General features: G+C 40.7%; 14 protein-coding genes. 4 read left to right on the top strand and 10 right to left on the bottom strand.

From position 1 onward, the window contains the following. The first annotated feature begins 309 nt into the window (after positions 1-309). Positions 310-636: a YnfA family protein gene (locus MHI58_RS04105; protein ID WP_017358827.1), complete on the top strand. Its 327-nt coding sequence runs from the start codon at positions 310-312 to the stop codon at positions 634-636. A gap of 55 nt (positions 637-691) precedes the next feature. Here the strand turns inward: MHI58_RS04105 and MHI58_RS04100 are convergent, their stop codons facing one another. The 7 genes from MHI58_RS04100 to MHI58_RS04070 form a co-directional block, all read right to left on the bottom strand. After that, positions 692-2,407, bottom strand: coding sequence for an ABC transporter ATP-binding protein (locus tag MHI58_RS04100; protein WP_045034497.1), 1,716 nt, complete (start codon positions 2,405-2,407; stop codon positions 692-694). Between the two features lie 12 nt (positions 2,408-2,419). Continuing rightward, positions 2,420-3,346, bottom strand: coding sequence for an ABC transporter substrate-binding protein (locus MHI58_RS04095; RefSeq protein ID WP_169476138.1), 927 nt, complete (start codon positions 3,344-3,346; stop codon positions 2,420-2,422). Positions 3,347-3,457: 111 nt separating this feature from the next. Continuing rightward, positions 3,458-5,062 carry a helix-turn-helix domain-containing protein gene (locus tag MHI58_RS04090; protein WP_045034496.1) on the bottom strand — a complete coding sequence of 535 codons (1,605 nt, stop codon included), beginning with the start codon at positions 5,060-5,062 and terminating at the stop codon, positions 3,458-3,460. Between the two features lie 75 nt (positions 5,063-5,137). Next, positions 5,138-6,178 (bottom strand): NAD(P)/FAD-dependent oxidoreductase, encoded by a 1,041-nt coding sequence (locus MHI58_RS04085; protein ID WP_024720272.1) that lies wholly within the window; start codon positions 6,176-6,178, stop codon positions 5,138-5,140. Positions 6,179-6,328: 150 nt separating this feature from the next. Further along, complete coding sequence (locus MHI58_RS04080; protein ID WP_039167979.1) at positions 6,329-6,958, bottom strand: rhamnogalacturonan acetylesterase; 630 nt, start codon at positions 6,956-6,958, stop codon at positions 6,329-6,331. A 150-nt stretch (positions 6,959-7,108) separates the two neighbouring features. Beyond that, positions 7,109-7,573 carry a DUF6884 domain-containing protein gene (locus MHI58_RS04075; RefSeq protein WP_025206957.1) on the bottom strand — a complete coding sequence of 155 codons (465 nt, stop codon included), beginning with the start codon at positions 7,571-7,573 and terminating at the stop codon, positions 7,109-7,111. Further along, positions 7,570-8,118, bottom strand: a complete 549-nt coding sequence (locus tag MHI58_RS04070) for a VanZ family protein (RefSeq protein WP_045034495.1) — start codon at positions 8,116-8,118, stop codon at positions 7,570-7,572. Before MHI58_RS04070 ends, MHI58_RS04075 begins: the two co-directional genes overlap by 4 nt. Positions 8,119-8,291: 173 nt before the next feature. On the opposite strand from MHI58_RS04070, the gene MHI58_RS04065 reads away from it, so the two are divergent. The 3 genes from MHI58_RS04065 (at position 8,292) to MHI58_RS04055 (ending at position 9,610) form a co-directional block, all read left to right on the top strand. After that, positions 8,292-8,870: a TetR family transcriptional regulator gene (locus MHI58_RS04065; protein WP_045034520.1), complete on the top strand. Its 579-nt coding sequence runs from the start codon at positions 8,292-8,294 to the stop codon at positions 8,868-8,870. 80 nt (positions 8,871-8,950) lie between these two features. Then, positions 8,951-9,295, top strand: coding sequence for a multidrug efflux SMR transporter (locus MHI58_RS04060; protein ID WP_003217798.1), 345 nt, complete (start codon positions 8,951-8,953; stop codon positions 9,293-9,295). Then, complete coding sequence (locus MHI58_RS04055) at positions 9,296-9,610, top strand: multidrug efflux SMR transporter (protein ID WP_017358818.1); 315 nt, start codon at positions 9,296-9,298, stop codon at positions 9,608-9,610. A 40-nt stretch (positions 9,611-9,650) separates the two neighbouring features. Here MHI58_RS04055 and MHI58_RS04050 read toward each other — a convergent pair whose 3' ends face one another. The 3 genes from MHI58_RS04050 to MHI58_RS04040 all read right to left on the bottom strand — a co-directional run bounded on the left by MHI58_RS04050 (position 9,651) and on the right by MHI58_RS04040 (position 11,799). Next, positions 9,651-10,463, bottom strand: coding sequence for a hypothetical protein (locus MHI58_RS04050; RefSeq protein ID WP_045034494.1), 813 nt, complete (start codon positions 10,461-10,463; stop codon positions 9,651-9,653). Between the two features lie 414 nt (positions 10,464-10,877). Continuing rightward, positions 10,878-11,204, bottom strand: coding sequence for a hypothetical protein (locus MHI58_RS04045; RefSeq protein WP_045034493.1), 327 nt, complete (start codon positions 11,202-11,204; stop codon positions 10,878-10,880). Continuing rightward, on the bottom strand, positions 11,197-11,799 hold the full coding sequence (locus tag MHI58_RS04040; protein ID WP_041506702.1) for a class D sortase: 603 nt from the start codon (positions 11,797-11,799) through the stop codon (positions 11,197-11,199). Before MHI58_RS04040 ends, MHI58_RS04045 begins: the two co-directional genes overlap by 8 nt. Positions 11,800-11,803 lie beyond the last annotated feature (4 nt).

Genomic DNA, 11,803 nt, shown 5'->3' with positions numbered 1-11,803 from the left:
CATGAAATCTTCACGTATGGCTCATCTCTCAAATTGCTGAGATAAGCCTCCTTTGTACTTTACTCTTTTTTCAAGGAGAAAAAAAGAGCGCTGAAAAAGGAAATGTGTTCCTCATGAGAATGTACTTACTAAACGGATGGATTGACCATTTGGATCACTCGCCTCAAGGAAAGTCAAGAATCCATGTGTTTCATTCACTGTTCAGTTGATTTTAGCAAACTCTCATTAGTCTCTCAATTTACATCAGGTAGAACGCACCCTTTCATCATGTCATAATAGAACGAAACAGGAGAACTGGAGTGTCCGAAAATGATTGTAACGATTGTTCTTTTTTTATTAGCTGGTCTGGCTGAAATAGGTGGCGGTTATCTTGTCTGGCTGTGGCTGCGTGAAGCAAAACCCGTCAGCTATGGAATCGCAGGTAGCCTCATCTTGGTCGCTTACGGCGTCATCCCTACATTCCAGCAGTTCCCGACCTTTGGGCGGGTTTATGCGGCCTATGGCGGTGTTTTTGTCGTTCTCGCTGTGTTTTGGGGCTGGTGGGTCGATCGCAAAACCCCTGATTTCTATGACTGGATGGGTGCTTTGATCTGTTTAGCTGGTGTCAGTGTGATGTTATTTGCCCCCCGCAGTTAATGGTCGGATGATGATCTCACGCTAAAAAGCCGGCAATATGCCGGCTTTTCCTCTTTTACATTCTAAATTGTGTTTCATACAAACGCCGGTACATCCCGTCCATTTCCAGCAGGTCTTCATGCCTGCCTTGCTCCTTGATGCCCTCTTTTGTTAAAACCACAATCCGGTCAGCATGCTGGATGGTCGCTAGGCGATGCGCAATAATAAACGTGGTTCGTCCTTCAGATAGTTCTTCAAGTGAGCCCTGAATAAAGGATTCTGTCTCCGTATCCAGAGAAGATGTGGCTTCATCTAAAATAAAAATTGGCGGATTTTTAAGGAAAATACGTGCAATGGAGATACGCTGTTTTTGTCCGCCAGATAACATCATTCCGCGTTCACCGATGATCGTATCAAGCCCATTTGGCAAGCTATTTACAAGATCCTTCAGTTGGGCTTTCTCCACTGCCTGCCACACTTCTTCATCAGATGCATCGAGTTTTCCGTATAAAATGTTTTCTCGGATGGTCCCATGGAATAAATAAATATCTTGCTGGACGACACCAATTTGTCTCCGCAGCGAAGGCAGTGTCATCTTTCTTGTCTCTATGCCATCAATTGTAATGGTACCCTCCTGCCATTCGTAAAAACGTGGCAGCAAACTGCAAAGCGTCGATTTCCCAGCACCAGAGGGACCTACGACCGCAATGGTCTCTCCTTGTTTCACCTTAAGATTGATGTCATGAAGAACCGGTTTGTCTGATTCATATTGAAAAGACACGTGCTCAAAAACGATATCTCCATTTAACTGATCAACTTCAATCGCATCATCCGCATCCTTTTCATCTGGCGATTGATCGATGAGTGTTGCAAATCGTTTAAAGCCCGCTGCACCTTTTGGATACATTTCAATGACTGCATTGATTTGTTGAATGGGTCCTAAGAAGATGCCTGTTAACAGTACAAATGACACGAATTCCCCATACGTCATATTTTTTTGCAGCACAAACCATGCGCCGCATACAAGGCCAAACACTGTCACACTCTTAATAAGAAAATGACTGACAGCGGTATGCACAGCCATCATTTGATATGTGGTTAGCTTTGTCTTTCTAAATTGCTCGTTATGTTCAATAAATCGGTCCATTTCATGTGATTCATTTCCGAATGCTTTCACAACCCGTATGCCACTAATATTGTTTTCCACACGTGAATGGAATTGACCAATACTCGAGAACATTTTATCAAAAGCAGCAGACATTTTTTTCGTAAAGTAGACGGATAACCCGATCAAGAATGGAACGACAATAAATGTGAGAACTGCCAGCTGCCAATTAATCGACAGCATCAAGCCAAAGGCACCCGTGAGTGTCATCACAGCGATAAATAAATCCTCCGGGCCATGATGCGCAATTTCTCCAATATCCATTAAATCATTTGTCATACGGGACACGAGTTTTCCCGTTTTCTTTTTATCAAAGAAGCGAAAGGACATTCTTTGTACATGAGAAAATAGCTGATTCCTCATATCCGTTTCAATATTAATGCCTAATTTGTGCCCAAAATAGGTGACGACATAATGCATCGTAGAGCTGATCACGTATAAACTGAGGAGCAGAATGCCCCAAAACCAAATGGCATCCCAATCACCGTTTGGCAGCAAATCGTCCATCACTTTACTGATGGCAAGGGGAAAGGATAATTCGAGTAAGGCTGCCAGTACCGCACAGGAAAAATCTAATATAAACAGCCCCATATATGGTTTGTAGTATGAGAAGAAACGCTTTAACAATTGACAGACCTCCTACCGATCAGACATTTCTGTCAATATGTCAGCAAACTCTTCCGCTTGATTTGCTACTGCAATCGGATCGTAAGGCCAGAAGAACTCTGTATCCATTTGATAGGTCTGCTCTTTTTTGACAGATTCTAGACTCTTCCAAATAGAATTGTTTTTATCAAATGTTCCGCCGTTGCTTTCATCAATGAAAATGTAGTCTCCTGCATATTCAGGAAGGGTTTCATAAGAAATGACTTCATACCCTGTTTTACTTTTTAAAATTGTATCTCTGACCTGTTTTGGCGGGTTTACCTGTAATTGCTGATATAATGCCTGCCCGCCTCGATAAATTCCGTTACCATATACATAGACATCATTTTTAAAAGCGCCCATGATCGAGACCGTTTCATTCTCTTTTAAAGCAGACTTCACTTTTTTCCTAGCAGCCTCGATTCGTTGATCGAAGGCGGTGAGGAATGCTTTTCCTTCCTCTTCTTTATTTAAAATTTTTGCCAGCGTCGTTAATTCTTCATGTGCATCTTTGAAAGAACCGTAAGGATACACGATGGTAGGCGCTATTTTTTTGTACACATCATAGACTTTTTCATCCTGTACGGCTGTGATAATCAGATCAGGCTTTAAGCTAAGTGCTTTTTCAGCTGAACGCTCGTCACTGATGTCCTCTATTCCTTTTATCTTGCCCTTTAAGTGTACGTTCTTTAAATCCTGCGTGGTCGATCCAACAGGCTGAACGTCAAGTGCAATCACACTCCCTAAATATCCATCTACGAGAATTCGTTTAGGTTCAGCAGGAATCTCTATCTTTCCTTTCACTGTTTCAACCGTTTTCGTTTCTTGCTTTGATTCTGCTGTTTTGGCTTGTTCTTTATTGCCACAAGCCGTCAATATCATTAGAAGAATGACAGCACATATCCAATACGTCTTTTTCATCTCCATATTCCTCCTTCATTTTCGCCACCACAAATGAGAATAATTATCAATTACTAGTCTCATGTATTCTATCAACCTCATCTGTCGTGGTCTATGGAGGATTCTCGCAACTTACATATGGACAATTGTTGGATAGGCTTGCTGTGTCAATTGAGAGACAAACCGGTCCATCAAAAGAAGTGCACGCTCTCCTTCATCAAATCGAAACTCCTCCAGTTTTACTGGATAAAAGGTCCCATTTTTCACAGCCGATAATTGACGAAGTACATCACTTTCTTCCATTCGCTTGTCCATTTGCTTATACCACCCATATTGGTCAGAGACAATAAAAAACATATGATCCGCCTCGTATTCTCCAAGTCTCTCTAAAGGAATGACTGTATGTTGATTAGGAAGAAGAACTTCTTCTAAAATGGCTTTTGGAGGTTTTAAGCCAAGCGTTTCGTAAAGATAAAAGGCTCCTCTTGCCTCATAGGACCACATATACACTTTGTCATGTCCTCTCATTTCATAGATTGCAACGGTCTCGCCTTTTTCTCTAAAGGAAGACAGGGTGTTTCTTGCCTGTTGACTATGCTGTTCAAATCGCTTCACCCAATCATTTGCCTCATTTTCTCTTCCTAAAAGGCGTCCTATAGACAGTACATCTTGTACAGCATGATGACCGGCGTATGGCAGAACAAGAACAGGTGCGATTTGCTCCAATCGCTTGATCAATGTAGGTTTTGAATAATAATAGTTAGGGACGATGATGACATCTAATTGAAGTGATTTAAAGACGTCATCAGGCGTATGTTCATTTATGACGAGCGAACTAGCCAGATGTTCTTTCAGTATATCTGAATGGAGATCGGTTTCTTCGTCAATACAAACAGGCTCAATGCCTATTGCAACCAATGACCCGACAAATTGAAAAGCAGCAATCCGCTCTGGTCTTCGGTTCATTCGAAACTGACTGGGCGTTCTCCCTGTTTTTTGACGGAACTTCCTGCTGAAATATAAACTGTCTGCATACCCGACTTGCCGTGCTATGATTTGAATTTGATCGTCTGTTTGTAAAAGACGTTTTTTGGCTTCGTCTATTCGAATTTGTGCAATGTATTCTGTCACACTCATCCCCATACTTTGTTTGAAAAAGGTAGAAAAGTAACTCTCATGAAACCCCATCTTATGAGCTAAGTCTTTTCTTGTTAGTTTTTGATCATAATGCTCAGCCATATACTGCAAGATCATGTTAATCGAATAATGCACTTTTTCGTTGTATGGCTTGGATTGTTTGCGGAAAATGAACATGATTTCTTCCAGCCATTTCGCCTGTTCTTGTACGATTTGGCTCGTCTGTATTTGTTTGATGTAAGAAAAAAGGACGGCAGAGCCTTTCACCACTTCACCGTTATCAGGGAGGTCATCGTGATTCACCTTATAGACCAATTCATTTTGTGCATCATGTGCCAGAGTGAATTGGTCAAATGTAACAGTATAGATCACCACTTGCTCGCTGGACAAAGATTGAATCATGACATCTATACCTGAGCGGATCAATACACTGTCTTTGGCGTTTAGCTCATATCGAATTCCTTCCATGTCAAGTCTCACCGCACCGTCCGTTGTCAAGAACATCAGTGAAGATGTTTGCCATGAGTCCGTTTGTTTCACAGAAAGAGATCGTTTACTGCTTTCTTTCATGCGAAGAATTGTATGAGTATAGGCGGTCATTTTCTCTTTCTCCTTCCATATAAAAAAGTGCTAAAATAAACCATTTTAGCACTTCAATGTCTGACTGAATGGTGATTATCGCGCTCCAGCCGTTTGTAATTCTTTGTTTTTCTCTTTAAAGCGTTCATTATGTGAAGACACGTACGCTACTTTTTCTGCTTCTGGTTCGATGTAAAGCTTTGCGCTATTGAGTGCATTAACTCCATCAACAAACGTACCGGCAATTAAACGCACTTTACTTTTATGTGTGCATAAGTCGCCAACTGCATAGACGCCAGGTAAATTGGTTTCCATCTTTTCATTGACCTCGATGAGTCCCCACTCACCTTGCTTGAGTCCCCATTCTGATAGAACACTTAAATCACCTTTCATGCCATGGTTGACGATGACAGCATCGGTTTCGATTCGTTCGATGTCGCCTGTTTCTAAGTGCTGAATGGTGACGGCTTCAATTTTGTCACCTTGACCATGAAGCTCTGTGAGTTCATGCGGTGTGAGAATGCGAGCACTAGATGCTTTCATGTTGGCGACGTTTTTTTCATGTCCGCCAAACATATCACGACGATGCACAACCGTCACACTTTCAGCAATTGGAACGAGGGCATTTGCCCAATCAACAGCTGAATCTCCGCCTCCAGAGATGACTACCCGCTTTCCTGCAAACGTCTTTAGCTCCTGCACGGTGTAATAAAGGTTTGTTACCTCATAACGGTCTGCATGCTCGATTTCAAGTTTTCGCTGAACTGGAATTCCGTGACCCATGGCTAAGATGAGGGTCTTTGTCAAATGACGATCCCCATTTTCAGCCGTCAGCAGGATATGACCATTCTCATCCCGCTCGAATTGCGTGATTTTTTGATTCAACGCAATCTCTGGTTCAAATGTTTTCGCCTGTGTTTCTAGCTGCTGAATCAGCTGTTCACCTCTTGTTGGCGGCAAACCGCCCACATCCCAAATGACTTTTTCAGGATATAGAAGGATTTTTCCGCCAAGACTTTCGTTATACTCCAGTACCTTCGTCTTTAAATCCCGCATCCCACTATAAAAGGCGGTGTACATTCCTGCTGGACCGCCACCAATAATGGTGACGTCAAACAATTCAAGCTGATCTGTCATTTGAGTCCCTCCGTTTTTCATTGAATGATCTATTTATCATTGATATTGATTCTCATTATCATATGTATCTATTGTAGTCTACTCTAGCGAAGGGAATCAATAGCTTTCTATAAAAAAAGAACAGGACGAGCGCTTTCTCGTCCTGTCATCTCACACAATCGTTAATCCAAGGTCCTTTAATTCCAGCGAAACAAGTCTTGCAATCGCATCTGCTCCTTCTTTTGTAAAGTGCGTGCGATCCTCTATGCCTGTTGACAGCATAAAGTAAGAAGTCGTTTTCTCTATGCCGGAAATTTGATAAAACTGAAGGCTTGCCGTATTTAAATCTACAAGAAGGACTTCTTCTTCATCAGCTAGTTCTTTCATAGCGGCACAGTAATCAGGGAAATCATTGATATATTCTCCGTCTTTTTCATGAAAGCGGCCGACTGGCGTTAATAAAAGCGGTGTAGCTCCTTTCGCTCTTGCTCCGTGAATATATTGAGACAAATAGCTTTTATACGTTGTGAAAGGATCTGTATGCCGTTCGGGCTTCTCCGTTGAAGCATCATTGTGCCCCATTTGTGTAAACAGCCAGTCCCCAGGCTGAATGTCAGCCAATATTTTATCAAGCCGTCCTTCTTCAATGAATGTTTTTGAGCTTCTTCCACCGATTGCGCGGTTGTCGACGCTCACACCCTGCGCTGTGTAGCGATGTAAAAACTCTCCCCATCCTCCTTGAACAGGACGATCTGGATAAGATGAAACGGTTGAATCACCAGCTAAATAGATGGTTGTCATGTTCATACGCCCCCTTTTTCATATAGCCACTCTAATAAGCGATGCGGACATCCAAGTGGCTGCTGAAAAGATATGAAACAATCAGCATCGCTACTTCATTCATTCTCTTTTGAATGATCAAAACCCTGCTTACCGGTAGATGTGAATACGTTAAATATGCGGCGGAAGTTCTACTTTTGTCTCAACGGCTTGCTTTAACGCCTGAAGCATATAGCCAATTCCTTTATATGGAGCCAGCGGATAAATCGCTGTCTGATGAGGAAGTAATAACGGATCGATTACCTTTCGATATTTCTTTCCACCTAGTATCACTAATTCATCATATGCAGTGAGATGTTTTTCATGAAATTGCTGACTTAGTGCTTCTCTTGTTATCTGATCAGTATGCGGTGTACCAAAAGCCACATCATAATTTTCATGAATAATATCATCTGCCTTTAAGAATCCATGCTTCGCTGAAATGATTAGGTAGTCTGAAAAGAACGTTCGGGCATAGCTTTTCGTACGCTGATGCAGCGGACTTAAATAAACGAGGTTCGCCGGCTGGCTCCCTGCCTCTGGATGGACGTCCCATATTTTCTTCGCCCCACATGGAATGATACAAACTCGCTTCACTTGATTTTCTCCTTCCTTCGTTGATACATCCGATACAACATACAACCTAGCGCTGTGCCAAGTGTATTTAAGAGAATATCATCAATATCGCTGCTTCTTGTAATCATACCAGATTGCGAGAATATCCATTGAAGCACTTCAATTATTGTTGACAAGAAAAAGCCAGCAAGAATTGCCTTTTGCCAGCGCAAGGTTCGGAATGCTTGATAAAGAAAAAAACCAAGTGGCACAAATAACAAAATGTTCCCTGCCAAATTTAAAAAAACAAGATTGGGATAGCCATGATGATAGGCATGGAGATTTTGATAAATGGACTGCAAAGGCATGAGGTTGACACTCACCTGATCCCTTGGTGCGGAAAAACGATTAGGAAAGACCGTCAAATATAATAAAACATTTGTATACATAAACAGACAGGCAAGAACGATTTCAGTTCGTAAATAGATAAATCGTTTTTGTTTTTTCGCCTGTCTGTATCTCATATGTAAATAGAGCGGGACGAGCAAGAGAAAATAAGTCATGGAAAACATCGCACTGAATGTCATACGGAGAGCTGCCCCTTTCTCACATCATGCTTGACCATATTTACAGCTTATTCAGGCCTGCCCGCATCTATTCATCACTTATTCTCCTATTCAATGACGAGAAACCCATATTGACAAATCGTCATTTTTCCGCTAAACTGACTGACATTCAGTCATTTAAGGTCGGTGATGATGTGTCGAAACGAGATAAGATTATGCTTGCTGCCATTGACGCGTTTAAAGAAAAAGGAATTGAAAAGACGACCATATCGGATATTGTGAAAACAGCAGGAGTAGCGCAAGGAACGTTTTATTTATATTTCCCTTCAAAGCTTTCCGTCATGCCTGCTATCGCTGAACATCTGATCGCACAGATGGTACCTGCCATTGAAAAGGAACTCACTCAGCATGCGGATGTACTTGATCAAGCAGATGCGCTAGTTGAATTTATTTTCTCTTTTACAAGACAATACCGTGATGTTCTTGCCCTAACGTATTCAGGTTTAGCTGCCACCGAGCATTTAAAGGAATGGGAAGATATTTATGAACCGATTTACAAATGGGTCGCTTCTTTTTTAGAAAAGGCAAAGCAGGACAAAAGAGTCCGTGCGAACTTGAACTGTCAATATGCTGCGAAATTCATTATCGGTTTACTTGAATCATCAGCTGAGCAAATGTACTTATTTACAGAAACAGATACAGAAGAGGTTCTGATTCAAAAGCGAGAGGTGAAGCAATTTCTCCTTTACGCACTTGGCATAGAGACACCTTAACTTAGTACAGCACTTGCTGTACGCTCTTTTTTGGTTTCAAAATGACGAATCGTCAGTTTTCAGTTTTAGGAGGAAATACGATGAAAAAAAGCTGGATGTATGTTGCACTCACATGTTTATTTGAATTACTTTGGGTGTTTGGTTTAAATAGAGCTGATGCTGTGTGGGAGTGGGCGATCATTATCTGCCTGATCCCGGTTGATTTTTATTTTTTAATGAAAGCTTGCGAGAAGCTGCCGACTGGGACTGTGTACGCCGTGTTTGCCGGAGTTGGAACGATTGGTACGTCTTTGATGGATTATGCGCTGTTCGGCGGTTCGTTTTCATTAGAAAAGCTTTTATTTATGGGCATTTTAATTCTCGGAATTATTGGACTGAAAGTGTCTGATGGAGATGCACATGAGCAGAAAGGAGAAGCGGTATAAATGGGCTGGTTTTTTGTACTGTTAGCCTCTGCCTGCGAAATTGGCGGAACCATTGGTCTCAATATGTTCAGTAAGAAAAAGCAACTCACGACAGGCATTATATTTGTCGGCGGATTTGCCTTATCCTTTTTGTTTTTGTACGCCTCGTTCTCTTCCGTTCAAGTCTCCGTTGCTTATACGGTTTGGATTGGACTTGGAACAGCGGGTTCTGTCTTGTTTAATATGATTCTATTTAAAGAGCCAAAAAACATGATTCGTATCCTCAGCTTGCTGCTGATTGTGATTGGTGTGGTTGGGCTGAAGTTGTTTGCGTAATAGAAAAAGCAATGGAATAGATTATCCATTGCTTTTTAAGTTAATTTTTATACTTTTCTTGGTACGCTTTAAATTGTTCTTCGTATTTTTGTAACTTTTTCACATCGACTTTTGAATTTAATTTCGGTTTCCGCTTTCCAATTACCATTACATCTTTATCTACAATAGGACTTGATAAAAAGATGTATGGTGCAAAACGATCACACTTCGTATTTGGAAGGGTGACGGATAATCTAGCATATTCTTCTGTCGGGAATTGGTTTGAAATGTCAAGTTCCTTGAGTCCCTCTAATGCCGATATTGGCTCTAAAGACTCGTCCTTCACTTTTATATTTGATAAGCACAGATATTTTAAATTCTTGAGGTATCTTAAAGGTTGTAGAGTATTTAAGTTTAATGAATTCCAAATCCCACCTGACAATTGCAACCATTCTAAACCAGTGTTTTTTTGCAAAGGAGCTATGTCATTCAACTTTGAAAAATCTGTTATGGATAAAGATTTCAAAAAAGTATTTTTTGATAAATCCCATAAACTTTGTGCCTTTGTATTCCATTCAACTGCCAATACCTCAACATCTTGAAGAGAACTGATGATTGATAAATCTTCTACTCTCAGTTCACGCATATAGAGCATTTTAGGGTTAACTAAGCTCAAGATCGTATTGAATTCCTTTTGGCCCACTTTGTAAATCCACAATTTCGTCAGGTTAGAAAAAGAGTTCAACCTTTCAATATTTTTTGTTTTTCCTGTGATTAACAACTCTGTGGAATTTTCATCTACGTCGGCTAAATCATGAACAGCTTCTGGTCGTGCATCATGACGAAAAATATATTCAGGGTCTTCTTTGTGCATTCTTTTACCTCCACACCTACGAATGATGGATATCTAAATGAATTTTATCAGAGTTTTGAAATCAAGACATTATTCTTTCCGATATTTCTGCCGAAGAAATAGGGGAAGGGATAAAAACTAGATGATCTTCTTTGTCCGTTTAACCACAATCAGCTAGTTATTACGTCTGTTTTCAATCCATTTTATAAAATCTTTATCATCTAAAATATGAAGCAACAACATATCAACGACTTCGCTTTCACTATACTCCATATATTCTGAACAGGTCTTGACGATGGCTCCTACTCTTACATATAAACAAATAAAAGAACTCCAATTCATATACGAATTAGAGTCCTCATTATATGACTAATACAATTTTCCCACCTTAAAACCGTACCCGTTAATTAAAGACCTTCCTTTTTTATTTCTCGTCTAATGTGGATCATGCTGCTCTAGCAAGAGATCCATTGCGTAAATCGATTCGCCTTTTTCATCCAATAAAAAGTACACAATCAAAGGCTCTCCAAAGGACTCTGTCTGCTGCGTGAACAAAACACATGTGAATTTTTCAATACCTATCGGAATCTTTCTTCTTAATAAAGGATGAAGAATAGGCGAAGTCCGAATTGTATCTATATCCACATCCCAACGTTCGTTTTTTAAAGTGGGATAATGCTCTACTAACAGTTGGTGTAACATGTCGGTCGTGAGCGTTGCTTTTCCAGCATACCCATCATCTATTATGTTGGTGTTATACATCCGACGGTTGCTTATCCTTTGAAGCATTGATTCGTATTCCTTTTAAGACAAATCGTTTTTGGCCATCAAGAGTACAAGTGATTAATGTCAGTTCATTTTTCCCGCGATCCTTTAGTACATCAACATCCGTCGGTTCTATCGTAGCTGAGCTGACAATTTTATATTCGTATGTTTCTGCTTGATGATGTAAGACGACTTTTTCTCCTTTAGGTACCTCTGGCAGCTGCCGGAAAAGCCGGTCGCCTCTATACCCTCTATGGCCTGCAATCGTGAAATTTCCTTCACCTGGCATTTGATGAGATTTGATTTGAGTCAGTGCAATCCCTAAATTTTCTTTTGTTGTAACAGGAAGCACTTTTTCGTTTAAATCAATTGACGGGATCTCAAGCTCCATCGTATCTCGCAGGTCTTCTTCGGACACTGTTAAATGTGGAATAGAAGAAAGGGCATCACTGTCATTTTCTTCAATCATTTTCAATGCCTGTTCCATGGCTGCTGTCTCCTGAGAAGTTCGCCACTCATATAGAAAAGGAACGGAGATGAGCATTAGTCCCGCGACCACCAAAAAGCTGCCTAATAAGGTTCTTTTTTTCATCAAT

The organism is Bacillus sp. FSL K6-2869, from assembly GCF_040869405.1.
GTDB classification, from domain to species: Bacteria; Bacillota; Bacilli; order Bacillales; family Bacillaceae; genus Bacillus; species Bacillus altitudinis.
The sequence above is the reverse complement of the archived record's forward strand: the minus strand, read 5'-3'. Positions and strand labels throughout refer to the sequence as shown.

Excerpts from the sequence above, each read along its gene's own strand:
- MHI58_RS04090 (WP_045034496.1), bottom strand. The coding sequence starts at position 5,062 with ATGACCGCCTATACTCATACAATTCTTCGCATGAAAGAAAGCAGTAAA.
- MHI58_RS04055 (WP_017358818.1), top strand. The coding sequence starts at position 9,296 with ATGGGCTGGTTTTTTGTACTGTTAGCCTCTGCCTGCGAAATTGGCGGA.
- MHI58_RS04105 (WP_017358827.1), top strand. The coding sequence starts at position 310 with ATGATTGTAACGATTGTTCTTTTTTTATTAGCTGGTCTGGCTGAAATA.
- MHI58_RS04080 (WP_039167979.1), bottom strand. The coding sequence starts at position 6,958 with ATGACAACCATCTATTTAGCTGGTGATTCAACCGTTTCATCTTATCCA.
- MHI58_RS04095 (WP_169476138.1), bottom strand. The coding sequence starts at position 3,346 with ATGAAAAAGACGTATTGGATATGTGCTGTCATTCTTCTAATGATATTG.
- MHI58_RS04085 (WP_024720272.1), bottom strand. The coding sequence starts at position 6,178 with ATGACAGATCAGCTTGAATTGTTTGACGTCACCATTATTGGTGGCGGT.
- MHI58_RS04040 (WP_041506702.1), bottom strand. The coding sequence starts at position 11,799 with ATGAAAAAAAGAACCTTATTAGGCAGCTTTTTGGTGGTCGCGGGACTA.
- MHI58_RS04070 (WP_045034495.1), bottom strand. The coding sequence starts at position 8,118 with ATGACATTCAGTGCGATGTTTTCCATGACTTATTTTCTCTTGCTCGTC.
- MHI58_RS04045 (WP_045034493.1), bottom strand. The coding sequence starts at position 11,204 with ATGTATAACACCAACATAATAGATGATGGGTATGCTGGAAAAGCAACG.
- MHI58_RS04050 (WP_045034494.1), bottom strand. The coding sequence starts at position 10,463 with ATGCACAAAGAAGACCCTGAATATATTTTTCGTCATGATGCACGACCA.
- MHI58_RS04060 (WP_003217798.1), top strand. The coding sequence starts at position 8,951 with ATGAAAAAAAGCTGGATGTATGTTGCACTCACATGTTTATTTGAATTA.